Raw genomic sequence first — 24,235 nt, forward strand, 5'->3', positions numbered from 1 at the left:
GTGAGCACTACAGTGCGTCTATTCCGCCGCCTGCCCCATATGCGCGGAGAGAAGCGAGGCTTGCCCCTGAGATTCCCATTGAACGATCGGATCAAGCTGATCGAGGTCGAAATGCGCCTTGCCGAGCAGGGCGTTGGCGATGACGGCGCTTCGCCATGCGGCGAGGCTGAGCTGGGGCTCGGCGATCCCGTGGCTGTTGCGCCCCCCATTCAGCACGAAAATCTTATTCTCGCGCGGACCGTCCCATGCCACGGAGAAATCGCTTTCGAGAACAGGCTCGCCGATGGAGTTGACCGCAATCCGGCTCTGGAGAGATTGGAGGAAGTCGGGGAGCACGAAGCGATACCCGGTGGCAAGCACGACCATGTCGACTTCGATCGTCTCGATGCTATCGTCAAAGCCGTTGCGCATGGTCAGTTCGATCTCGGGACCGTTGTTTAGGGCTGAGATGACGTCGCGATACGGGCGCAGGGCTATGCCGTGATCGAGCCCATCGAGCTTCCTTTCGTAGAGGCGGCGATAGAGCTTCTTCAAGGTCGAGGGGGAGACGCCATCGCTGGCAAGCACCTGCCGGCGCGTATGAGTGAGCCGCAGGTCCTCGGGCAGGCCATGGAAGCGTTCCATATAGCCGGGCGTGAAGAGCTCGTTGGTGAAGGGCGTTGCATCGAGTGGCTCGAAATTGGGCCGGCGGCTGAGCCAATGGATCGAGGAAACGGTCTTCATGTCCATGAGAGCATCGACGATCTCAGCCCCGCTCTGACCGCCGCCGATCACGGCGACGCGCGGTGCCTTCAGATCGCCAAGGCGCAAGGCGGCCTCGCTGCTGTGAAAGGCGAGCGATTTCGGCAGTCTTTCGGCCCATGCCGGCCGCGCCGGGATCTTGCCGATGCCGACGGAGAGGTTGCGGGCATGGATCTGCGTGTTGTCGGTGGCGACCGAGAACAGCCCGTCGGCCATTTGAACGTCACGCATGCTGGTGCCGAAGTGAAGCGATGTCAGCCCGCGCGCCACCCATCCGAGATAATCGGCGAATTCCTTGCGCGGAACGGCCTCATATTCGGCGTTGATAAACTGATAGAAACGCTTGTGCGCCACCAGGTAGGACAGGAAGCTCCACGGGCTTGTCGGGTTGGTTGCTGTCACCAGATCCTTGAGGATCGATGTCTGCATTTCCGCGCCAGGGAGCATCATGCCCGGATGCCAGGCAAAGGACGGCCGCTTTTCGAAGAAACGGACCGACAGCGCCGGAATGGAGTCCAGCTGGGCGGCAAGGCTGAGGTTGAACGGACCAATTCCGGCCCCGGCGAGGTCGAGCACTTGAGATGTCATAAAGCAGCTCCAGAATGATATCGGAAAGAAAGATTATTTGGCCTTGCGCGCGGACGCGGATGTCGTCTCGAAGGCCTGGTCGAGTCGTCTCGCAAAGCGCTGATGGAAGGGTGTCTTGCCGATGATCGTCAGATGGTTGGTGCCGGTAACGATCTCGGAGGCTGTGGCGTTGGGCGAATAGCGGCGCCAGTCGATGACGTTCAGCGATCGCGTCAGCGAGTCCTCGGCGGCAAAGGCGTGAATGCGGAAATCTGCCGGCTGCAGCTGGTAGTTTCGGAAGATCATCGCATTATCGATTAGGATCCAGAATGTGTGCTCCTCGGAGCCGATGTCCGGGCCGTCCGACGGCAGGATGACGTTGTGCTTGACGATATGGTTGAGGAACTGTTCGTAGACTTCCTCATCCATCGCCGAGAACAGCCTCATCCAGTCGTCGCGCATCGGCGTTGTCGCCAGCCAGCGCTGGACCTGCTCGTGGGTTCGATCCCGGACACCGTCGGCAAAGCGCGGCATGATGCCGAGGGTGAATTCCTCGTCCATGTCGCAGACATCCACCATGCCGATCATGCGAAGATCGATGTCATTCCCGAGCTGGCGGGCGGCTTCATAGGCAAGCAGGCCACCCCAGGACCAGCCGAGGAAGGCGCAAGGGCGCCCCTTGGCCTGTTTGCGCACGGCTTCGGCATAGCGCGCCGTGACATCCTCGACACGGGTGCTGAGCGTCTTGCTTTCCGTCAGGGAGTAGCAAATGAAGCCTGTCGCCGGCTGTTCCGGGCCGAGATAGTCGACAAGCCGCATGTATTCGCGGGTGCTGACCAGCAGGCCGGGGAAGCAATAGAGGAGCGGTCGGTCGCCGCCGCGCCGCAGGTAAACCATGTCGACGCCGGCTTCGTCGCGCGTGCCCTCGATGGCGATCACGAGATCGCGGATGGTCGGATAGTTGAACATGTCGGCGATCGTCAGCGGCCATTCCGGATGGCGGGTCTTCAGGCGGGAGACGATACGCACGGCGGCGAGCGACTGGCCGCCTATATCGAAGAAGTTCTCGGTGACGCCGATTTCCGGAATGTCGAGAATATCCTTCCATACGTCGAGGATCGCCCTTTCCTTGTCATTCGCGGGCGCAACCATGTCCCGGTCTATCCGGGGAGCGGGCAGCGCGCTTCTGTCGAGCTTGCTGTTCGGCCCCATCGGAAGCTTGTCCAGCAGCATGATCGTCTGCGGCACCATGTAATCCGGCAGGGCAGTCATCGCGGCCCGCCGCAACTCCGTCACGCTCAGTGTTTCGCCTTCGCGCGGCACCACATAGGCGACCAGCGAGCTGCGCCCTCCCTCCTGATGCAGCAGCACCACGACCTCGGCGACGCTCGGGTTGGATCTGAGCACTGCTTCGATCTCGCCAGGCTCGATGCGATAACCACGCAACTTGATCTGGTGATCGACGCGCCCGGCGAACTCCACGATGCCGTCCTCACGCCAGCGGCCAAGGTCGCCTGACTTGTAAAGCCGGCCGCCATTGTCGGAGAAGGGGTCGGGAATGAAGCGTTCCTCGGTCAGTTCCGGCTGACCTTGATAGCCGCGCGCCAGACCGCTGCCGCCGATATGGATTTCACCGATCACGCCGACCGGTACGGGAGCAAGATCGGCGTCAAGCACATAGATGCGCCTGTCGCCGACGCCCCGGCCGATCGGCGCGACGGTCCCCTCAAAACGGGTGCCTGCGGGGATCTTCCAGATCATCGGGGTCATGATCGTTTCAGTCGGCCCGTAGCCGTTGATCAGCATTTGCGCCTGCAGGTTTTCGGTGATCATGTCGAACACCGCCTGCGACAGCGCCTCGCCGCCGAACGAATAGAGCCTGAGCCTCGGTATCTCGCTGTTCTCGCCGGCATATTCGGCAAGGCCGCGCACATAGCTGGTCGGAAGGCTGGCGTTGTTGACGCCGTGCTTGCGCATCATCGCGAAGGCGTCTTCCGGGGTCGCCAGCTTGTCCTGCGTCAGCACCACGTCGCCGCCGGCCATCAAGGGAACCATCCAGCGCTCATGCCCGCCATCGGAGGTGAAGGGCAGCACCGGATATTCGCAGGATGCCTCACTCATTTCGTAGATACGCAAGGTCGCCTTGCAATGATGAGCAAGCGGCCCGTGCTCGACGGCAACGCCCTTTGGCACGCCCGTCGATCCGGATGTGTAGATCACATAGGCGAGCTGCCGCTCCGCGATGGAGACGGCGGGCGCTTCGATGCTCTCGGCGGTGAGATCGGTTTTGTCGAGATTAAGCATCGGCGTTGCGATGTCGGTCGGCAGGTTGGCGATCGACCGCGTGCGTGAAATGATCAGCGACAGGCCAGGCGCGCTGAGGATATGCCGGTTGCGTGCTTCGGGATGATCCGGCTCGACGGGGGTGAAAGCGCCGCCTGATTTCAGCACCGCGAGAATGGCGATGATCGCGTCGATCGACTTCTCAAGAGCGATCGCGACCCGCTTTTCCGGCCCGATCCCCATGGCGACCAGACGGTTGGCCAGTCGGTTGGCCGCCGCCTCCAGCTCGCCATGTGTAATGGATTTTTCGCCCTGCGCGACGGCGAAGGCATCCGGCCGTCGTTTCGCCTGTGCCGAGATCACCTCATGGATCGGCAGACCGTCGTCCGCTTCCGGCTGGTCCGGATAGGGTGCGGAAAGCCTGTCAAGTTCCTCGCGCGAGACGAAGGGAATATCCTTGATCGATTGATCCGGTTTGCTGCGAAGGTGTTCAAGCGCGGTTGCCAGATCATTGGCAAAACGGACGATATGCCCGCGCTCGTATTTCTGCGGATCGAAACCGAACCGGATTTTTGCGCGGTCGCCGGAGAGATAGGAAACGGTGATAACGAGTTCGGCGTCGCGGCGGGCGGGTGGCTCGGCAAGGGTGCGAACCGCCGCTGCCGTCTCGAAATGGAAAGCCGGCCTGATGTCGAGAAGCGTCTTGACGAGGCTCGTCGTGTCGAAAAGCTCATCGCGCCGCAGCAGGGCTTCAGCCAGCCCTTCGAAGGGTAGGGCTTGCAGGGCAGCGGTTTCCATGTCGGCCGCAAGCGCCTTGCGGGTCTGCTGGAGCGTCATCGCCCCGTCGATCTCTGCGGTCACGATCAGCACATCTTCCGTGCGGGCCGTTACCACGGATTTCTCCGGCCTCGTGACCAGGCCGATCCTCTGCGTGCCGTATCCCGAATAGCGGCGCAGCGCCACGACGAGAGCCGCGGGCATATCGCTGGAGAGTTCGGCATAGGTCTGCGCCGGTATGTCGAGCACATGCTCGCACCAGCCGGCGTCCTCGATCTCTTTCGCAATCGATGCCTGCGGCGTGAGGGCGGCGATGTTTTCCTGCGCCGTCAGCCGCCGGAACCAGAAATCCACCCGCTCGGCTGAGGGATTGCAGGGTGCGGCATGGTCGAGCATCCACGCGGCGGCATGGGGAAGTGCGGTTTCGGCAAGTTCGGTCCCTGCGGCGGAGAGGCCGCCGATATTGCGGATAAAATCGCTCGCAAGCCGGTCGAGCGCCGCGCTATCGCCGATAACCGCATGCAGCGAGAACAGAACGCCGACGGCCTGTTGCCCGTTGACGAAGAGCACGAAGCGAGCCGGATGCCCTGCCTGCAGGTCCACCGGCCGTTGTCTTTCTTCTTCGGCCGCGGCAGGCAATGCTTCCTCGATGCTTTCCCCGTCGGGCAGGCTGCGTTCGATGATCTCAATGCGTCCTGCGCCACCCAGGCTCTGATAGACGATCCCGCCGGGACGCGCCTCGAATTTACGGGCGATCAGGGGATGATGTTCCGACAGGGCCGCGAGCGCCTTGCGCGCCGTTAACGCCTCCACCGAGGCGAACGCGATCCCGAGGATCTGTCGTCCGAAAACGGCTTCGTTGCCGGTTTCGGACAGAAGCCAGATTCGAGATTGCGTCGGCGATAGCGGACACGTTGCGATGTGATCCGAACTATTTGCTGCCGTGGCATTTCTGTCGTGGAGTGTCATATCTTGCAGTTCTCCGAGTTGCGTTTGAAGTAGCAATCGAATTCGCGAAATTATTATCATTTATAATTTCGCGCATGGCGAGTATTTATAAGTATATCTTTATATAATACTTACATTATAACAGTTCTAATTCGGATATTTCCGTTTCTAAATTCGATGCGGCTGTAAGACGAACGGGATGATCCAAAATTCAGAAAAATAGTGAAAAATAAATTTGAGAAATATTTTGAATTTCGCCTGCCCCCATTCGTCTCTGCGGAATTAGTGCCGTGCCCGGTTTTACCGGTGATTGTTGGCGTCGGCCGGATTTGGAGACTGAAAATGGATGCTTTTGTTGCGACGACGCGCGAGATCGCGGCGGCCGGATCATTCGATCTGCGCCTGCCGCCGGAGGGATTTGCAAGCCATGCACTGATGCTCGGCCTGCCCGTCATCGTGCTATCGGCACCCAGCGGCTTCCGTGTCAAACATCATGGCGTCGAGGTGGCCTCGGGACGCGTCTCGGCCTTGGCCAATCCGCTGCTGGTCTTCGATCAAATATCAGCCGGGACGAAAGAGTTATCGCCCGAGGATGTCGTCAACGCCGTGCTGGATGCCGTCCTAACCTGCCATCCGGAGCTGGAAGCGGTCGATATCGTTCTTGAGGATCGCGCTCTTCTGACGCGCCTGCTGGGATCCGGCGCTGTTGAGCAGCGCGGGGATCGTTTCATCGCCCGTCCGGAAGCCTTCTTCCAGCAAGCAAAGCCCTGGCTCGGAGGCACGCCTTTCGCCTATCCGGAAACGCCGGTCCTGACCAACGGCGTCCTTCATCCCCTGCGGGCGCCGAAACCTGTCGGCTCCGTCTACAACCGCTTCATTCCCTGGCTGAACATGCCGATCGGCTTCCATGTCGCCGATGTCGAGGCGGATCTCCCGCATTTTCATCGTTGGATGAACGATCCCCGCGTCGCCGCCATATGGGAAGACAATGGCGAGCTTTCCTATCATCGCGATTTCATCGCCGGCCGGCTCGCCGATCCGCGCACCCTGCCGCTGATCGGAACTTTCGGCGGAGTGCCCTTCGGCTATTTCGAGCTTTACTGGGCCAAGGAAGATCGCATTGGCCCGCATTACGAGGCCGAAGGACATGATCGTGGCTGGCATGTCGCCATCGGCGAGGACGCCTTCCGCGGAAAGGCCTTCGTCAGTGCCTGGCTGCCGTCGCTGATGCACTACATGTTCCTGGCCGATCCGCGCACGCGGCGGATCGTCGGCGAGCCGGTGCATCATCACCGCCAGCAGATCCGCAATCTCGACCGGTCGGGCTTCTCCAAGATCAAGCACATCCAGTTTGCCCACAAGAAGGCGTTGCTGGTGATGCTCCTGCGCGAGCGCTTCTTCATGGACCGGCTGCTGTCGCCCGATCTCTCCGGCCTGTCCGGGGAAGACGGCTTGCTGGTCCTTGGCTCGCTACCTCGGGACGTTGCGTGATGAAGGCAGTTGCCGATATGAACGATCCGCGCGTCATGCGGCTCGTTCTGACGATTGCCCTGCCGGCTGTGGCAGGACTGGCGGCAAGCGCCGGCCATCATGCGATCAACGCGATTTTCCTCGGTGCACTTGGGCCGGAGGTGCTTGCCGGCATCAGCCTGGTCATGCCGCTGTTCCTGCTGGTCGCAGCGACGGGGCAAGGGCTCGGCATCGGGCTTGCTACGCTTCTGGCGCGGCATCTCGGCGAGGGTGACGTGCCCGCCGCCTCGTCGGTGGCGGTAACGGCATTGGCCGCGACCATTCCGATTGGCATCGTCCTCTCCGTCCTCATCTATCTCGGATTGCCGAGCTTCGTCGGCGCTCTCGGCGCCAGCAACGAGCTTTTGGCGCCGGGCCTCAATTATGGGCGACTGCTGGCCTTCGGCGTGACGCTCGGGTTGCTGCAGGCCGTCTGCGATTTCATCGCGATCGCCGAAGGAAACTCGCGCTTCTCGATGATCGTGCTGATTGCCAGTTTTGCGCTCAATGCCATTCTCGACCCGGTCTTCATCTTCCTGCTGCAGTTTCGCGAAACGGGCGCTGCCTTTGCGACCATTCTGTCGTCGGTGGCAGCCCTTCTCTGCTACGTGGTCTATTTTCAGCGCAGATGGGGCAAGGTCAGGGTGACGATGCGGTTGGTCCACTGGCAATTGCTGCGGCCGATCGCAAGGATCGGCATTCCCGCGGCTGCCACGAGTGTTGTGACGGGCGTGGGTTTCCTCGTTCTTCTGCGCGAGGCGGCCGTCCATGGCGGCGATGCAGGCGTAGCCGCAACCGCAATCGCCATTCGCCTGATGACGCTCGGCCAACTCCCCGTCTTCGGCTTCTGCCTCGGCGCCCAAAGCGTTGTCAGCCATGCCGTCGGGGCGGGTGATCCGCTGCGCGTCAGGGCGATCATCCGCGTCATGCTGATGGTGACGATTCCCGTCGCCTCGCTCTATTCCGTGCTGCTGTTTCTGGGAGCCGAACCGATTGTGCGTCTGTTCACCGATAGTCCCGAGGTCGCAGCCGAGGCGATCTCCTATTTACGGGCACTCTTTCCGGTCTTTCCCCTGGCGGCGTTTCAGTCGGTTCTGCTGGTGATGCTCCAGTCGCGGGGCCGGGCCGGACTTTCCGCCGTGGTCGGGCTTGCGCCACAAGGCTATCTGCTCATTCCTCTTCTGCTTTTGCTGCCGCTCTGGATCGGCTTTGCCGGCGTCGCCCTTGCGCCGGCGGGCGCCGCAATCCTCGCGGCCGTGCTTGGCCTCGTCATCGCCCGTCGCGAATGGCTGGCCCTCCTACCGACAAGCCCTGGCCAACTGGTTGGCCAATCGACACTCCATCCCTGAAAACGAGGACGCCATGAACGAGACCCCAAGGTTCGATGCCTATCATAGAGTAACGTCCGACATGCTGATGCCTGTCCAGGACGATCCCTTCAATGCGGCCGTGCCGCCGATCTATCAGACGTCGCTCTTCCTGTTCGACAGCTACAGCGACCTTGAGGATGTTTTTGCCGGCCGTTCGAAAAAGCCGATCTATTCGCGCGGCGACAATCCGACGGTGCAACTGCTGGAACGCCGGATCGCGGAGATGGAAGGTGCGGAGGAAGCACGCGCCTTCTCAAGCGGCATGGGCGCCATCGCGGCGGCGGTCCTTGCTTTCGTCGGGCCGGGCGAACGGATCGTCACCGTGCGGCATGTCTATAGCGATGCCTTCCGCTTCTTCGAAAAAGTGCTGAAGCGCTTCGGCGTCATCGTCGACTATATCGACGGGACCGATACGGAGAAGATGATTGCGGCTATCCCCGGCGCCAAAGTCATATATCTCGAGAATCCCACCTCGATGGTCTTCGAATTGCAGGACCTGACGGCCATCGCCGAGGCGGCCCGTCGGCATGGCGTGGTGACCATGGTCGACAATTCCTGGGCGACGCCGCTTTACCAGAACCCGCTCGCCGTTGGCATCGACCTGGTGATCCATGCAGCTTCGAAATATCTGGGCGGGCAGAGCGATACGGTCGCGGGCCTCGTTGCCGGATCGCGCGCGCATATCAACCGGATCAACAGCGAGATCTATCCTTATACGGGCGCCAAGCTCGCGCCGTTCGAGGCATGGCTAGTTCTGCGCAATCTCGAAACCCTGCCGTTCCGCATGCGCCATCACCACGAAGCTGGACTTGAGGTCGCGTCCTGGCTGAAATCGACTGATGCTGTGGCAAATGTCATGCACCCCGCTTTCGCCGAGCATCCGGGCAAGAGCACCTTCAGTGGATTTGGCGGTCTCTTCTCCTTCGAGGTTGCGCACCATATCGACGTTGCCTCCTTCGTCGACGCCCTGCGCCTGGTGCGGATCGGCGTCAGCTGGGGCGGACCGGAAAGCCTCGTCGTTCCGGCAAAGGCGGCCCTGAGCATCTCCCCCGAAACGAATGTCTTTGCACGTTTCGGCGTCAGCGACCGCACGATCCGCCTCAACGTCGGTCTTCATGATGCGAAGAGCATCATCGCCGATCTGAAGCAGGCATTCGCTGTCGCGGCAAAATAAGCGGCGACGCCTAAAATTCTGATTTGCATTACGAAGCGGGCGGAGTGACAACGGCATTCCGCCCGCATTATTGTCACGGCCTATTGCCAAGCCCCAGCCCCAACCGACCGAGAGAAAATGACCATCCCTTCCAACGACACCCTGACCACGCTCGCCGCCGAATATGGGACGCCACTCTGGGTCTACGATGCTGAAGCCATTCGCCGCCGCATCAAGCAATTATCGGCCTTCGACGTGATCCGCTTTGCGCAAAAGGCCTGCTCGAACATCCATATCCTCCGGGAAATGCGCAAGGCAGGCGTTTTCGTCGACGCCGTCTCGCTCGGCGAGATCGAGCGTGCTGTGCGGGCGGGCTATGCGGTCGGCAGTACATCTGATGCTGCGGAGATCGTCTTCACCGCCGATGTCTTCGACCGCGCAATCCTCGACAGGGTCGTTGCCGACAAGATCGAGGTCAATATCGGCTCGATCGACATGCTGCATCAGCTCGGCGAGCGCTCTCCGGGCCACAGGGTTTGGCTTCGCGTCAACCCCGGTTTCGGACACGGCCACAGCAACAAGACCAATACCGGCGGCGAAAACAGCAAGCACGGTATCTGGTTCGAGCAGTTGCACGAGGCGGTTTCTGCCGTGCGCGCGCACTCCCTGACGCTGGTCGGGCTGCACATGCATATCGGCTCCGGCGTGGACTACGGTCATCTTCAGCGTGTCTGCGGTGCGATGGTCGACTTCTGCCGCGATCTCGGCATCGATATCGAGGCGATCTCCGCTGGCGGCGGCCTTTCCGTTCCTTACAAGGAAGGCGAGGAGGAGATCGACCCCACGCATTATTTCTCGCTCTGGGATGAGGCACGGCGGCAGGTCGAGGCGCACTTCAAGCATCCGATCCGCCTGGAGATCGAGCCTGGGCGCTTCCTGACGGCGGATTCCGGCGTGTTGCTTGCGGAGGTGAGGGCGGTCAAGACCATGGGCCAGAACCGGTTCACGCTGGTCGATGCCGGTTTCAGTGATCTCGCGCGACCGGCCATGTACGGCAGCTATCACCATATATCCGTCATCCCCGGCCCCACGCCCCAGGCTCGCTCGGCCGTCACCCTGCCGACCGTCGTTGCCGGCCCCTTGTGTGAATCAGGCGATGTGTTCACGCAGACGGAACTCGGAACGGTGGAGAGAAGGGATCTGCCCGAAACGCATGTCGGCGACCTTCTGGTGTTCCACGGCACCGGCGCCTACGGGGCGACGATGTCCTCGAACTACAATAGTCGTCTATACGCGCCCGAGGTGCTTCTGGATAACGGCGGGCACAGGCTGATCCGCAGGCGCCAGACGTTGGACGAATTGCTCGAACTCGAAAATCTTTAGGCGGGTAGCTTCAACTGCCGAGCCCGCGTAAGGCGGGCTCGGATGGCCGCACCTTTCTTCCGGTGTGGAAAACAACCGCGGTTTTTGGCAGTCTGAGCGCAATCAAATCGGAGGAACTTCGATGGCAGCGCCAGAACGTCCACGCTACATCGCCTATTGGCAGGAGATTGAGCGCCCGGATAACCGGCGTTATGACGGCTACGACGAGCTGATGAGTGTCGGCGCGGCTTTTGGCAGAAGGTTCGGGCTAAGCAAACTGGGCATTCATCATGAGAGATTGCCGCCTGGCCGGCGCACCTCCTTCCCGCATGCCGAGAGCGCAGAGGAGGAGTTTGTGTACGTCATCGAGGGTGAACCCGATGTATGGCTCGATGGCCATCTTCATCGTCTGAAGCCCGGCGACGGGGTTGGGTTTCCCTCCGGAACGGGGATTGCGCATAGTTTCCTCAACAACACGGATGATGAGGTGCGTCTGCTTGTCGTCGGCGAAAGGCACAAGCCGGAGAACCGCATCGTTTATCCGCTTCATCCTGAACGCCAGCATGTGATCGACGATTGGTGGGACGATCACCCGCAACGCGATCTTGGTCCTCACGATGGATTGCCGGACAGGCTGCGTAGCTTGAAAGCGCGGCCGAACGATGAGTAGGGCCGCGCATTCTGGTGTTTCAGAGGGCGGCGACCGGATGCGGCGAGCCGTCATAGGCCCCCAGATCGACTGGTCGAAGCAGATGACCGAGCCGGTCATCAGGCCGGATTCAGCAGATGACAGATAGGCGCAGGCGTGGGCCACTTCTTGAGGATCGACGAGGGCGCAGCGCGCCGGCCATGTTGTCCGTGTTGGAATTCATAACCTCCTACAACATGCCGGCCGCAACCTGACGCTCCGTTTGTCAGGTAACCGGCTTGGAAATATGCCGATCGACGAAAGCTGCATAAAATGCCGCAAACAATGCGAGCAATGCCGACACCAGCATCATGACGAACAAGGCATGGATTGTGCCTGACCGCGCCAGAAATAGACCGGCCACGGAACCGATGAGCGCTCCGCCGGCGAGCCTCATCGCAGCAGATAGTCCCGCAGCGGTGCCCGCGAGGTCGGGGCGCACGGATAGAACACCGGTGTTGCCGGCGGGCATGGTCAACCCGTTACCGATGCCGATGAACATGCGGGGTCCAAAGAATGCAAGAACGTGAGCAGTGCCTGACATCACGAGAACCAGACCAGCCAGCAACCCGATGCAGGTGAAGAGACGCGCTACGATGAGGACGGTGCTCAGCGCATTTCGGGAGGCGTAGCGGCCAGCCAGATAGCTGCCCAGAATGAAGCCCGCCGGGACCATTCCCATGTAGAAGCCGAGTATGGCGCTCGATCCGCTGAGCGAGTGGTTGAATGCCAAAGGTGCTCCTCCGAGGAAGATGTAGAGCGTTCCCATGGAACAGGCCATGCACAGGGTATAGGCCCAGAACCGCGCCGAACTGAGCAGTTGCGCGTAGGAGGCAAGGTAATGCGTCTTCGGCCTCGATGCGCGCGTGGAGGTTTCCCTTAGTTCGCGCATGGACAGAGCGAGGACGGCCACACCAAGGATGGCGAGGACAACGAAGATCGCCCGCCATCCGAACAGCTCGTCCAGTAACCCGCCAAACATCGGGCCGACCATGGGTGCAATCGCCCATCCCATGGAGACGTAGCCAATTCTGCTTGCCGTGCCGCGCTCCCCTGATGTTTCCTTGACGACAACGAGAGCGACGGAAAAGCAGGCGCCGATCGAGGCCTGCATCGCCCGAAAAACAAGGAAGGTGCCGATATTGGTCGCCAGAGCGCAGCCCATCGACGCGACGATGAAAATGGAGACGGCGGTCAATGCGACCGGCCTGCGCCCATACCGATCCGACATCGCACCGGCGACGATCTCTATCAGGGCCGTGACGATCGTGTAGCCGGCTACCGAAAGATTGACGAGAGCGTAGTCAGCATGAAATTCACCGGCAATCCTGGGCAGCGATGGCAGGATCATGTTCACCGGCAGCACAGAGAGCGCCGAGAGAAAGATGAGGGTTGTCAATCGGGGCGCAGCAGCTGCTGTCGCTGTATTTTCGGTCGCTCGGGTGCGCGGAGTTCGAATGGGATTGTTGTCCGTCATGGTTTTGACCGTCTTGCCTGTGGGGTGACGAGGGAAATCTGACGAGGCGTCGCCCGAATTCCGGGCATAAAAAAAGGCCCCGTCAGGAGCCTGTTTACCGCGCATGGGAGCTTTCGCCGGATGGTTATACCATCCTGCCCATGCGCCCTATCACCACTGCGAGAACCGTTGCAATCTTCATGATGCAAAAACTAGACAGGAATTTGTGTGTCGTCAATGCGAGACGAGGAAACGCGGCGCCTGTTGGGCGCCGCGATCATGGATCGGAGCAGTGCTGCTCTATTCACCCCAGCCGACGACGCCCTTGATCTCGAGGAAATCGTGGATCGCCCAGTCGGCATATTCACGGCCGTTGCCCGACTGCTTGTAGCCCCCAAAGGGCGCAAACGTATCCCAGTCCGGATAGTTGAGATAAACCGAGCCGGCGCGCATGCGCAGTGCCACCTTGCGGGCATGGGCGATATCCGTCGACTGAACATAGGCGGCGAGCCCATAGACGGTGTCGTTGGCGATTCGAACCGCGTCGTCCTCGTCTTCATAGGAAATGATCGACAGTACCGGCCCGAAAACCTCTTCGCGGGAGATGGTCATGTCGTTGGTGACATGGCCGAAGATCGTCGGGCGGATGTAGTAGCCGCGGTTCAGCCCTTCCGGCCGACCGGGGCCGCCGGTCACCAGCGTCGCGCCTTCCTTGATGCCCGCTTCGATCAGCCGCTGGATTTTGTCGTACTGGATCTGGCTGACGACCGGGCCGAGATCGGTGCCTTCGGTACGGGGATCGCCGACCTTGAATTTTTCAGCGGCAATCTTGGCAATCGCCAGGGCTTCATCGTGACGCGCGGCCGGCACCAGCATGCGCGTCGGGGCGTCGCAGGACTGGCCGGAGTTGCCGAAGCAGCCGGAAACGCCCTTGGTGACGGCGGTCTCGAAATCAGCATCGGGGAGGATGATGTTCGCCGACTTGCCGCCGAGCTCCTGCGCCACGCGCTTGACGGTATCGGCCGCGGTCTTGGCGACAATGATGCCGGCGCGGGTCGAGCCGGTGAAGGAAACCATATCGACATCCGGATGGCCGGCCATGACCTGCCCGACCTCGGGGCCGTTGCCGTTGACGAGGTTGAACACGCCCTTCGGCGTACCCGCCGCTTCCATGACTTCGGCAAAGACGATGCCGCTGATCGGCGCGATTTCGGACGGCTTGAGCACCACGGTGCAGCCGGCGGCGATTGCCGGCGCGACCTTGCAGACGATCTGGTTCAGCGGCCAGTTCCATGGGGTGATCAGCGCGCAGACGCCGATCGGCTCTTTCACGACCGTGGTCGCGCCGCGCTTTGCCTCGAATTCATAGCTTTCGAAGGCGGCGATCGTTGCCTCCATATGGCCGCGGCCGGCCCAGGCCTGGGAGTCGCGCGCGAAGGGCAGCGGAGCGCCCATTTCCTGGCTGACCGCCTGCGCGATATCCTCGAAGCGGTCGTTATAGGCTTCCAGAATGCGCTTCAGCAGCGCCAGGCGTTCGGCCTTGGTGGTCAGCGAAAAGCTTTCGAAGGCGGATTTGGCTGCCTTGACGGCCTTGTCGACGTCGGCTGCGGAGCCGATGGAGATCTGCGTATAGGCCTCCTCGGTCGAGGGATCGATGACATCAAGCGTCTTCGGCGTGACCGGGTCCACCCATTGTCCGTCGATGAAGAATTGCAGGTTATGGCTCATATTGGTCTCCTTGGTCACGGACTGGCCGAGAGGTTCAGGCGGGAAGAATGGGGCATGCCGCCCCGGCCCTTAATGCGATGAAGGCGTTGTCGCCCGGTGCGAAGGTGGAAAGTCCCGCGCCGCGCGGAATATCTGCAATGATCGGCTGGCCACTTGGCAGGGCGGCATGGATGCGCAGGCTGCGGCCATGAAAGGAGACACTTTCGATGCGCGCGCCGGCGGCGTTCCCGCCGTTCTCGGTACTGATGGTCAAATCCTCGGGGCGAATGCCGACCGTGCGCAGATCGCCGGCACGAAGCTCAGGCTCCATGTCACTTGCAACATGGAGCTGCAGTTCTCCTGCGGAAAACTGCAGCTCGGTCGCGCTTCGCGTCGTCAGCCGCGCCGGCAAAAGATTCATCGCGCCGATGAAGCTGGCGACGAATTTCGTTGCCGGCCGGTCGTAAAGCGTTGCCGGAGTGGCGATCTGTTCGATCGCGCCCTTGTTCATGACGACGATGCGGTCCGAGATCGAAAGGGCTTCGGTCTGATCGTGGGTGACCATGACGAAGGTCGTGCCGAGTTCGCGCTGGAGGCGCTTGAGCTCAACCTGCATCTGCTCGCGCAGATGCGCGTCGAGCGCGGAAAGAGGCTCGTCGAGCAGCAGCACGCGCGGCTCGCAGACGATGGCGCGCGCCAGCGCCACGCGCTGTCGCTGTCCGCCGGAAAGCGCCTGAACGCGCTGGCCGATCTTGTCGGCGAGACCCACCAGGTCGAGCGCATCGCCAACCCGCTTGTTGCGCTCAGTCGCACCGACATTTTTGAGCGAAAGACCGAAGCCGACATTCTCGGCGACGTTCATGTGTGGAAAGAGTGCGTAGTCCTGAAAGACCGTGTTCACCGGTCGGTCGTAAGGGCGCAGCGGCGTGATGTCCCGGCCGCCGAGCAGCAATTCGCCCGAGGTCGGGCTTTCGAAGCCGGCAATCACCCGCAACGTCGTGGTCTTGCCGCAGCCGGACGGGCCGAGGAGGCTGAGGAACTCACCCTCGGCTATATCGAGATCGATCGTGTCGAGACCGACGATGCCACCGGGGAAATGCTTGGAAATGGATCGCAGGCGCAGGAGCGCGTCGTCATGCGTCATCGGTTGCCTCCACGGGCTTTGCGGTATTGACCCAGAGGATGGTGCAGCGCTCGGTGCCGGCGTTGCGGAAGGAATGCGGCAGGGTGCTCTTGAACGCAAAGCTGTCGCCGGTCTTCAGCAGGTAGCGGGTCGCATCGACGACCAGTTCCACCTCGCCCGCTGTCACGCAGCCGAATTCATGGCCCGTATGGGCATAGGTTTCGGTGCCTCCGCCCGGCTCAACGATGACCTGCATGCCCGTCAAGGCAGCACCCGGCGGCGAGAGCAGGTCCTTGGATATGCCCTCGGCGCGCACAGGCAGCGGCCGGCGGCTGTTGGCGCGCACGCAATAGAGATCGTTGACCGGCTCGCCACCATCGACGATCAGCGCCGAGGGTTCGACGTCGAGTGCGGCGGCAAGCGGCCAGATGACGCGCACCCTGAGAGACGACATGCCGCGTTCGATCTGGCTGAGCGCGCCGATCGATATGCCGGTTCTGGTGGCAAGCTCCGCCAGCGAAAGATTGCGTTCGAGCCGCAATGCCCGAACCCGCCGTCCGACGAGGACGTCCACTTCGTTGGCGTCGCGCGCGGGCTTGTCTGTCTGATCGTCCAGAGCGTCCATCATGTCTCCCAGGTCCTTGCAGCCATCGGCCGGCCCGAACATGCTATGTCCGGGCCGGCATTGCCAGAGATCAACCGCCGGCCTTCACCTTTTCGAACATCTTGGCCAGATCATCGTTCTGTTTCATCGGGCCGGTGAAGACGGTGGATTTCAGCATCGTATCCGGGTCGGCGGGAAGCTGGAGGTTGTCCAGCGTCTCCTTCGGTACGGCGGCGAAGGCCGAGCTGGTCGATGCGCCATAGCCATAGCTTTCGATCAGGAACTTGCCAGAATCGGCCTCGAGCCGGCTGTTGATGAAGTCATAGGCGAGATCGATGTTCTTGGCATCCTTGAGCATCACGAAACCGCAGGCCCAGGTCAGCATGCCTTCCTTCGGCTTCATGAATTCGACCGGCACGCCCTGCTTTTTCAGGGCCACCGCCGAAGCGTTCCAGGTCATGGCGGCCACGAGCTGGCCGCTTGCCAGCGACTGCTCCACCGAGGTCATGTCGGTCGTATAGGCGGATACCAGTGGCCGCTGTTCGCGTAGCTTGTCGGCCACCTTGTCGAGCTCAGTGGGCGTCATGTCGAAAGGGCTGACGCCGGCGAGCAGGGCTGCGACGACCGGCGTGTCGTGCACGGCGTCGATGGTTGCGATCCGTCCGGCATATTGCTTGTCCCACAGCAGCTTCCAGCTTTGCTCGGGATTCTTGACGAGATCGGTGCGGTAGAGAACGGAGGTATTGCCCCAATCCCAGGGCACCATCCACACCTTGCCGTCGCCGGCCTGCAGATCCGGCAGATTGCGGAAGACGGGGAAGATCTTGTCCCAGTTCTTGATCCTGGAGGTGTCGATCGGCTGCAGCAGCCCTTCCTTGTTCCAGCGGGCGACCTTGTCGTAGCAGGGGTGCGCGAGATCGGGATGGAAGCCGGCCTTGACCTTGGTGAAGGCGTCGTCGTCATCGCCGAAGACGGAGGTTTCGACGGTATTCGGATGGGCCGCGAGATAGGTCTTGTCGAAATCGGGCAGCTCATAGCCGGACCAGGTGAAATAGGTGAGCTTGTCGGCCGCCTGCGCCGGCAGCGCCACCGATGCGACGGTGATCGCCAATGCGGCGATCCCGGCCGCCAGCCGGCGGAAATTCAGTCTGCTTTTATGGGGCATTGCAGTTCTCCTCTTTTCTTTCGTTGTCGTCGTTGCAGATCTCAGGCTTGTCCGCGCGCGCTCCTCGAAAGGCCGCGCTGGCGTAGAAGTTCGGCGCAGCCGGCAATGACGATCGACACGGCAAGGATGCTCGTTCCAAGTGCCATCACGGTCGGAAGTGATTTCGGGAAGCGCAGCTGGCTCCAGATATAGAGCGGCAGCGTCGGCTCGGTTCCCGACAGGAAGAAGGCGACGATGAACTCGTCGAAGGAGGTGAGAAAGGCCAGCATGAAGGCCGAACCGATCGCGGGAAACGCCAGCGGCAGCATGATGCGGCGAAAGACGATCGCGTCGCCGGCGCCGAGATCCTGGGCGGCCTCGGCGATGCTCCTCGGGATGGCGAGGAACCGGGATCGCATGATGACGACGGTGGTGGGCAGCGCCACGAGGACGTGGCCAAGCACGATGGCGATCCGCGACGGGCCGAGACCGGCAAGATTGACGAGGATCAGCAGCGAGATGCCGACGATGACGCCGGGGATCAGGATCGGCAGCCGGGCGATCGTCGATATCGTGCCTGCCAGCCGTGACCGGCCGTATGTGTCCATATAGGCGACCGTTATGCCGCAAAGGGTCGCGAGCGAGGCCGCGAGCACGCCGATCAGCAGGCTCGTCTGCAATGCGCCGGTGAGCGCCTGATTGCCGACGAGCGTTGCATACCAGGCGAAGGTGAAGCCCTTCAGGGGAAAGGCCGCCTGGATGGAATCGTTGAAGGAAAATAGCGGGATCAGTACGACCGGCAGGTAGAGGAAGATGAGGTAGGCGACGACATAGATCGCCAGCCCGTGTCCCTGCTTTCGTTCCTGGACGGGTTTTCCGCTCATGTGCGGCTCCCGAAAGCGCGGTCGGCGGCGCGCACGATGAGGACGACCGCGAGGATCACCAGCATGACCAGCACGGCGAGTGCCGCGCCGAACGGCCAATCATTCGCCTTGCCGAACTGCGCCTGGATGAGCGAGCCGATCATGGTGCTGGCAGGACCGCCCACCAGCGCCGGCGTCACATAATCACCGACCGTTGGCACGAACACGACCAGCGCGCCGGCAAGCACGCCAGGCATGGAGTTCGGCAGGATTACGCGGCGAAATGTCGTGAAGGGCCGGGCGCCGAGATCGGCTGCTGCCTCGAGCAGCGATTTCGGCAGGGTCTCGAGCGCCACGTAGATCGGCAGAATGGCGAAGGGAGCATAGGCATGCGCCAGTGTCAGGACGACGGCCGCCGGCGTGTTCAGGAAGATCGTCAGCGGCTCTGAAGTGATCCCGGTCATCATCAGCGCCGAATTGAGGACACCGTTATAGGCGAGTACGATCTTCCAGGCGAAGACCCGCAGCAGATAGCTGGTCCAGAAGGGCAGGGTCACCAGAAAGAGCAGCAGGCCTCGTTTCGAACCGGCGTGAAAGGCAAGGTAGTAGGCAACAGGATAGGCCGTTGCCACCGTCGCCAGTGTCACGACACCGGCAATCACCAAGGATCGTAGAATGACCATCCCATAGAGCGGATCGGAAAAGAGCGTGCCGAAATTGGCGAGCGAAATGCCGGCGCCGAGCAGCGAGCCGTCGTTTGTCCGAAACGAGAGGAAGATGACGAGGGCTAGCGCAAAGAGGATGAGGACGAAGGCGACGAGCGCGCCTGGGGCCAGCATCGCCGCGCGAAAGGCTGAACCGCTCTTTCGTCTGGTCTCGCCGTCGGCAAGTTGGGCCATGGCACCGTTCGACATTATATCGCTGCCTGGAAAATGAAATTAACTGATAGCATTTCATTTTTGTGAATTGGTCAAGCGGTTTTTCGAGTGCGGCCTGTCTTTGAGTGATGATCTGCTTTGCTGGGCGGCGCAATGTCAGCCGAAAAGTGGATCAGCCCACCCCGCGCATGTCCGGGCGCTGGCCAAACGACACGACGGCGCAGAAGCCGGGGGCGTTCGGTTCGACAGATGCAGGTCAAGCCTGTGGCGACGTCGACCGATCCGCCCACCGGCGTCTATCTGACGGCATTGTCGATCAGGACGTCGGTTTTTTCGTTCTAGGGGATTTCGATATATAGCGACGGGAGATCATCCAGCATCCGAGCGCCCAGGTGGCACCGGCGCACCAGCCGCCGAGGACATCGGTCGGGAAATGCACGCCGAGAAAGACCCGGCTTGTGCCGATCAGCAGCGTCAGAAGAATGGCGACCACGATCATGAAGATCCGGGTGGACCTGTAGGCCTGCGTGCGGGAGAGAAGCGCGCCAAGCGTCAGATAGGTGACGGCCGACACCATCGCATGGCCGCTCGGAAAACTGAGATCATGAACCTCGACCAGATGCGGAACGATGTCCGGTCTCGGCCTTGCAACGCCCAGCTTCAGAGTGGTGCTCAGCAGCCATCCGCCCAACACCGAGGCAAGGATAAAGATGGCGATCGAGCGGCGGCGATCGAGAAGCAGGTAGATCGTCACCAGAGTCGTCAACAGTGCGAGGACCGTCGTGCCGCCAAGGCTGGTGATATCGCTGAAGGCATGGGTGAGCCATGCAGGCCCCACCGGACGGGAGAGATCTCCGGGCTGGCGAAGCGCCAGCAATATGCTGTCGTCAAATCGCCTCGTCGAGCCTTCAAGAACCTCGCCGGTCAATTGCAGAAACAGAAAGAGCCCGCCGGAGAAGGCCGCGAACATGATGAGCACCAGGGGTTCGAAACGGTTCAGCCACCCAAATATACCCGGCTTGCGGGGCTGCTGATCGTTCATGCGCGGTCGCCCACCTGAATAGTTGTCATTTCGTCTCCTCTGGATTCTGGTGGAGATGTACCACCGGCCAAATCCATGCGGCAACGAGAAAAGCGCTGCTTGCGAAACGGCATGGTTTCGGAAATGACCGGCGATGTCGGCTCAGAAGTTCCAATCCTCATCCTCGGTCGCCACCGCCTTACCGATGACATAGGACGATCCCGAGCCTGAGAAAAAGTCATGGTTTTCGTCGGCATTCGGCGAGAGTGCCGACAGGATCGCCGGGTTGACCTTGCAAGCGTCCGGCGGGAACAGTGCCTCGTAGCCGAGATTCATCAGTGCCTTGTTGGCATTGTAATGCAGGAATTTCTTGACGTCCTCCGTCAGGCCGACACCGTCATAGAGCGCTTCGGTGTATTTCGTCTCGTTGTCATAGAGTTCGAGCAACAGATCGAAAGCAAAGTCCTTGATCTCCTGCCGACCCTCTTCGCTCAGACGCTCCAGCCCGCGCTGAAACTTGTAGCCAATGTAGTAGCCATGCACGGCCTCGTCGCGGATGATGAGGCGGATCATGTCGGCGGTATTGGTAAGCTTGGCGCGGCTCGACCAGTACATCGGCAGATAGAAGCCGGAATAGAACAGGAAGCTTTCCAGAAAGACGCTGGCGATCTTGCGCTTCAGCGGATCGCCGTTGCGGTACTGTTCGAGAATGAGCGCCGACTTCCTCTGCAGATGCTCGTTCTCCTCCGACCAGCGATAGGCGTCATCGACGTCAGGCGTCGAGCATAGCGTCGAGAAGATCGACGAATATGAGCGGGCGTGGACGGCTTCCATGAAGGAGATGTTGGAATAGACGGCCTCCTCGTGAGAGGTGATCGAATCCTCCATCAAAGTCGGCGCGCCGATGCTTGTCTGGATGGTGTCGAGCAGCGTCAGGCCGGTGAAGACGCGGATGGTGAGCTGCTGTTCCTCGGGCTTGAGCGCCGCCCAGGACGGAATATCGTTCGAGAGCGGCACCTTCTCCGGGAGCCAGAAGTTCCCCGTCAGCCGGTTCCAGACTTCCAGATCCTTGTCGTCTTCGATGCGGTTCCAGTTGATGGCGCGCACTGCTTCGGGACGCTTCGGGTTTTTGGTTTTCACTTGGATGTTCATCTTGTTCCCCAGGAGATCAGAGTGCGCAGGACACGCAGCCCTGCACTTCCGTGCCGGACAGCGCCATCTGGCGAAGGCGGATGTAGTAGATGGTCTTGATGCCCTTCTTCCAGGCGTAGATCTGCGCCTTGTTGATGTCGCGGGTCGTCGCGGTGTCGCGGAAGAACAGCGTCAACGACAGTCCCTGATCGACATGCTGGGTGGCAGCCGCATAGGTATCGATGATCTTCTCAGGCCCGATTTCGTAGGCGTCCTGATAGTAGTCGAGATTGTCATTCGTCATGAAGGCAGCCGGATAATAGACACGGCCAATCATGCCCTCCTTGCGGATTTCGATCTTCGAGACGATCGGATGGATAGAGGAGGTCGAGTGGTTGATGTAAGAGATGGATCCCGTCGGCGGCACGGCCTGCAGGTTCTGGTTATAGAGGCCCGATGTCATCACGGCCTGCTTCAGTTCCTGCCAGTCTTCCCGCGTCGGAATGTCGATGCCAGCGGTTTCGAACAGTGTTCGAACCCGCTCCGTCGCGGGCTTCCATTCCTGTTCGGTGTATTTGCCGAAATAGTCGCCGGAGGCATATTTCGAATTCTCGAACCCCTTGAAGCTGCGCTCCCGCTCCGCTGCCAGGCGGTTGGAGGCGCGGATGGCATGATAGGTCACGGTATAGAAATAGATATTGGTGAAATCGACGCCTTCTTCGGAGCCATAGAGAATCCGCTCGCGGGCGAGATAGCCATGCAGGTTCATCTGGCCGAGGCCGATCGCATGGCTTTCGTCATTGCCCTTTTCGATCGAAGGTACCGACGAGATGCGGCTCATGTCAGAAACTGCCGTCAGCGCCCGTATTGCCGTCTCGATCGTCTTGCCAAAGTCTTCCGAATCCATAGCCGCGGCGATGTTCAAGGAGCCGAGATTGCAGGAAATATCCTTGCCCATATGCTCGTAGGAAAGATCGTCCCTGTAGGTGCTCGCCTCGCTCACCTGGAGGATTTCGGAGCAGAGGTTGCTCATGGTGATGCGCCCGGCGATCGGATTGGCGCGGTTCACCGTGTCCTCGAACATGATGTAGGGATAGCCGCTCTCGAACTGGATTTCGGCAATCACCTGGAAGAAGTCGCGCGCCTTGATCTTCTTCTTGCGGATACGGTTGTCGGCCACCATCTCGCGGTATTTCTCCGTCACGGAAATTTCCGTGAAGGGTACGCCATAGACGCGTTCGACGTCATAGGGCGAGAACAGGTACATGTCCTCGTTGTTCTTCGCGAGTTCGAAGGTGATGTCCGGGACGACGACGCCGAGCGACAGTGTCTTGATCCGGATCTTCTCGTCGGCATTCTCGCGTTTGGTGTCGAGGAACCGCATGATGTCGGGGTGATGCGCGTTCAGATAGACCGCGCCCGCCCCTTGCCGCGCGCCGAGCTGGTTGGCGTAGGAGAAGCTGTCTTCCAGCAGTTTCATAATCGGAATGATGCCGGATGACTGGTTTTCGATATGCTTGATCGGCGCACCGGCCTCGCGGATGTTGGTGAGCGAGAGAGCGACGCCGCCGCCGCGCTTGGAGAGCTGAAGCGCTGAATTGATCGAGCGTCCGATGGACTCCATGTTGTCCTCGACGCGCATCAGGAAGCAGGAGACCAGTTCGCCGCGCTGCTTCTTGCCGGCATTGAGGAAGGTCGGCGTTGCCGGCTGGAAGCGGCCGGAAATGATTTCGTCGACCATGTCTCTGGCCAGGGATTCATTGCCCTGCGCCAGGGTCAGCGCCACCATACAGATGCGGTCTTCATAGCGCTCGAGATAACGCTTCCCGTCGAAGGTTTTCAGCGTGTAGCTGGTGTAATATTTGAAGGCCCCGAGAAATGTCGGGAACCTGAACTTCTTCGCATAGGCGTGGTCGAAGAGATCGCGCACGAAGTTGAAGGAATACTGGTCGAGAACCTCGCGTTCGTAGTAGCCCTCGGTCACCAGATAATCGAGCTTCTCCCTGAGGTTATGGAAGAAAACGGTGTTCTGGTTGACGTGCTGGAGAAAATACTGCTTCGCCGCCAGCCGGTCCTTGTCGAGCTGGATTTTGCCATCCTCATCGTAAAGGTTCAGCATGGCGTTCAGCGCATGATAGTCGAGCTGCGTTTCCGTAGCCTTCACCGGGCGTTCGAGTGTGAGCGTGTCCAAAATCGTTCCAATCCATCTCTGACATTGACGACGTCCTCTTCCGTGCCGATCAGCTCGAACCTGTAAAGGTACGGCACCTGGCATTTGGCGGAGATGATGTCGCCGGCGATCCCGAAGGTCGCTCCGAAGTTGCTGTTGCCCGCGGCAATCACGCCCCGGATGTTCGATCGGTTCTCCGTCTCGTTCAGGAAACGGATCACCTGTTTTGGAACCGCGCCCTTGCCGCTTTCGCCGCTATAGGTCGGCACCACGAGGACGAAGGGCTGGTGGACACGGAAAAGCTCATTTGGACGGACCGGTATTCGCACGGCATCCAGGCCGAGCTTGCCGATGAAGCGATGGGTGTTCTCGGACCGGCTGGAGAAATAGACGATCCGCTCCGTCGATGGCTGTCCCATCAGGCAAGCGCGCTGATCATGTCGGGCCGGAAGCCCGCCCAGTGCTGTTCGCCGGCAACGACCACCGGGACCTGGCGGTAGCCGAGGCCCTGCACCAGTTCGAGGGCGGCATCGTCGATGGAAACATCGATGATCCGATAGTCGATGCCGTGACGGTCGAGTGCCCTTGTGGTCGCGGTGCATTGGACGCAGGCGGGCTTGCTGTAGACGGTGATGCTCATGATTGTCCTCGTATCTTTGAAAGGCACACGATATCGTCCGGACATCCGCCGATGCCCGTTCGAAGGAAATGAAGATGGATCAGCACACGCCCGGATTTGG

At 60.9% G+C, this 24,235-nt stretch carries 19 protein-coding genes and 1 pseudogene; 5 read left to right on the forward strand and 15 right to left on the reverse strand.

Features of this window, described 5'->3' with window-relative positions:
* Positions 1–18: 18 nt before the first annotated feature.
* Both PMI03_RS25660 and PMI03_RS25665 read right to left on the reverse strand, forming a co-directional pair.
* The gene (locus tag PMI03_RS25660; protein WP_007700531.1) at positions 19–1,329 is read right to left on the reverse strand and encodes a lysine N(6)-hydroxylase/L-ornithine N(5)-oxygenase family protein; all 1,311 of its coding nucleotides are present in this window, start codon (positions 1,327–1,329) and stop codon (positions 19–21) included.
* Between the two features lie 33 nt (positions 1,330–1,362).
* Entirely contained in the window at positions 1,363–5,337 is a 3,975-nt protein-coding gene (locus tag PMI03_RS25665) for a non-ribosomal peptide synthetase (protein ID WP_007700534.1), read from the reverse strand.
* A gap of 321 nt (positions 5,338–5,658) precedes the next feature.
* On the opposite strand from PMI03_RS25665, the gene PMI03_RS25670 reads away from it, so the two are divergent.
* The 5 genes from PMI03_RS25670 (at position 5,659) to PMI03_RS25690 (ending at position 11,380) form a co-directional block, all read left to right on the forward strand.
* Positions 5,659–6,807, forward strand: coding sequence for a GNAT family N-acetyltransferase (locus tag PMI03_RS25670; RefSeq protein ID WP_007700537.1), 1,149 nt, complete (start codon positions 5,659–5,661; stop codon positions 6,805–6,807).
* Positions 6,807–8,174 (forward strand): MATE family efflux transporter, encoded by a 1,368-nt coding sequence (locus PMI03_RS25675; protein ID WP_007700538.1) that lies wholly within the window; start codon positions 6,807–6,809, stop codon positions 8,172–8,174. The genes PMI03_RS25670 and PMI03_RS25675 overlap by 1 nt, the downstream gene beginning before the upstream one ends.
* Positions 8,175–8,187: 13 nt before the next feature.
* Positions 8,188–9,369, forward strand: coding sequence for a PLP-dependent transferase (locus PMI03_RS25680; RefSeq protein ID WP_007700541.1), 1,182 nt, complete (start codon positions 8,188–8,190; stop codon positions 9,367–9,369).
* Between the two features lie 117 nt (positions 9,370–9,486).
* On the forward strand, positions 9,487–10,731 hold the full coding sequence (lysA, locus tag PMI03_RS25685; protein WP_007700543.1) for a diaminopimelate decarboxylase: 1,245 nt from the start codon (positions 9,487–9,489) through the stop codon (positions 10,729–10,731).
* A 121-nt stretch (positions 10,732–10,852) separates the two neighbouring features.
* Positions 10,853–11,380 (forward strand): cupin domain-containing protein, encoded by a 528-nt coding sequence (locus PMI03_RS25690; protein WP_007700546.1) that lies wholly within the window; start codon positions 10,853–10,855, stop codon positions 11,378–11,380.
* A 19-nt stretch (positions 11,381–11,399) separates the two neighbouring features.
* Here the strand turns inward: PMI03_RS25690 and PMI03_RS31910 are convergent.
* The 13 genes and pseudogenes from PMI03_RS31910 to nrdH form a co-directional block, all read right to left on the reverse strand.
* Positions 11,400–11,542 (reverse strand): annotated as a pseudogene (locus PMI03_RS31910) (short-chain dehydrogenase); the annotation flags it as partial.
* 82 nt (positions 11,543–11,624) lie between these two features.
* Positions 11,625–12,875 carry a multidrug effflux MFS transporter gene (locus tag PMI03_RS25695; protein ID WP_039974678.1) on the reverse strand — a complete coding sequence of 417 codons (1,251 nt, stop codon included), beginning with the start codon at positions 12,873–12,875 and terminating at the stop codon, positions 11,625–11,627.
* Positions 12,876–13,154: 279 nt separating this feature from the next.
* Positions 13,155–14,582: an aldehyde dehydrogenase family protein gene (locus tag PMI03_RS25700; RefSeq protein ID WP_007700553.1), complete on the reverse strand. Its 1,428-nt coding sequence runs from the start codon at positions 14,580–14,582 to the stop codon at positions 13,155–13,157.
* Between the two features lie 34 nt (positions 14,583–14,616).
* Complete coding sequence (locus PMI03_RS25705) at positions 14,617–15,705, reverse strand: ABC transporter ATP-binding protein (protein WP_007700555.1); 1,089 nt, start codon at positions 15,703–15,705, stop codon at positions 14,617–14,619.
* Positions 15,695–16,309: a helix-turn-helix domain-containing protein gene (locus tag PMI03_RS25710; RefSeq protein ID WP_012649858.1), complete on the reverse strand. Its 615-nt coding sequence runs from the start codon at positions 16,307–16,309 to the stop codon at positions 15,695–15,697. Before PMI03_RS25710 ends, PMI03_RS25705 begins: the two co-directional genes overlap by 11 nt.
* A gap of 70 nt (positions 16,310–16,379) precedes the next feature.
* Positions 16,380–17,453: an ABC transporter substrate-binding protein gene (locus tag PMI03_RS25715; RefSeq protein ID WP_007700560.1), complete on the reverse strand. Its 1,074-nt coding sequence runs from the start codon at positions 17,451–17,453 to the stop codon at positions 16,380–16,382.
* Positions 17,454–17,494: 41 nt separating this feature from the next.
* Entirely contained in the window at positions 17,495–18,316 is an 822-nt protein-coding gene (locus PMI03_RS25720; protein ID WP_007700562.1) for an ABC transporter permease, read from the reverse strand.
* Positions 18,313–19,209 (reverse strand): ABC transporter permease, encoded by an 897-nt coding sequence (locus PMI03_RS25725; protein WP_007700564.1) that lies wholly within the window; start codon positions 19,207–19,209, stop codon positions 18,313–18,315. The genes PMI03_RS25720 and PMI03_RS25725 overlap by 4 nt, the downstream gene beginning before the upstream one ends.
* A gap of 280 nt (positions 19,210–19,489) precedes the next feature.
* Entirely contained in the window at positions 19,490–20,215 is a 726-nt protein-coding gene (locus PMI03_RS25730) for a phosphatase PAP2 family protein (protein ID WP_007700567.1), read from the reverse strand.
* A gap of 141 nt (positions 20,216–20,356) precedes the next feature.
* Positions 20,357–21,346 (reverse strand): class 1b ribonucleoside-diphosphate reductase subunit beta, encoded by a 990-nt coding sequence (nrdF, locus tag PMI03_RS25735; protein WP_007700569.1) that lies wholly within the window; start codon positions 21,344–21,346, stop codon positions 20,357–20,359.
* Positions 21,347–21,362: 16 nt separating this feature from the next.
* Positions 21,363–23,516 (reverse strand): class 1b ribonucleoside-diphosphate reductase subunit alpha, encoded by a 2,154-nt coding sequence (gene nrdE, locus PMI03_RS25740; RefSeq protein WP_007700571.1) that lies wholly within the window; start codon positions 23,514–23,516, stop codon positions 21,363–21,365.
* Entirely contained in the window at positions 23,486–23,914 is a 429-nt protein-coding gene (nrdI, locus tag PMI03_RS25745; RefSeq protein ID WP_007700572.1) for a class Ib ribonucleoside-diphosphate reductase assembly flavoprotein NrdI, read from the reverse strand. Before nrdI ends, nrdE begins: the two co-directional genes overlap by 31 nt.
* Positions 23,914–24,135 (reverse strand): glutaredoxin-like protein NrdH, encoded by a 222-nt coding sequence (gene nrdH, locus PMI03_RS25750; protein WP_007700576.1) that lies wholly within the window; start codon positions 24,133–24,135, stop codon positions 23,914–23,916. Before nrdH ends, nrdI begins: the two co-directional genes overlap by 1 nt.
* Positions 24,136–24,235 lie beyond the last annotated feature (100 nt).

It is taken from the genome of Rhizobium sp. AP16 (assembly GCF_000281735.1).
Taxonomy (GTDB): Bacteria; Pseudomonadota; Alphaproteobacteria; order Rhizobiales; family Rhizobiaceae; genus Rhizobium; species Rhizobium rhizogenes.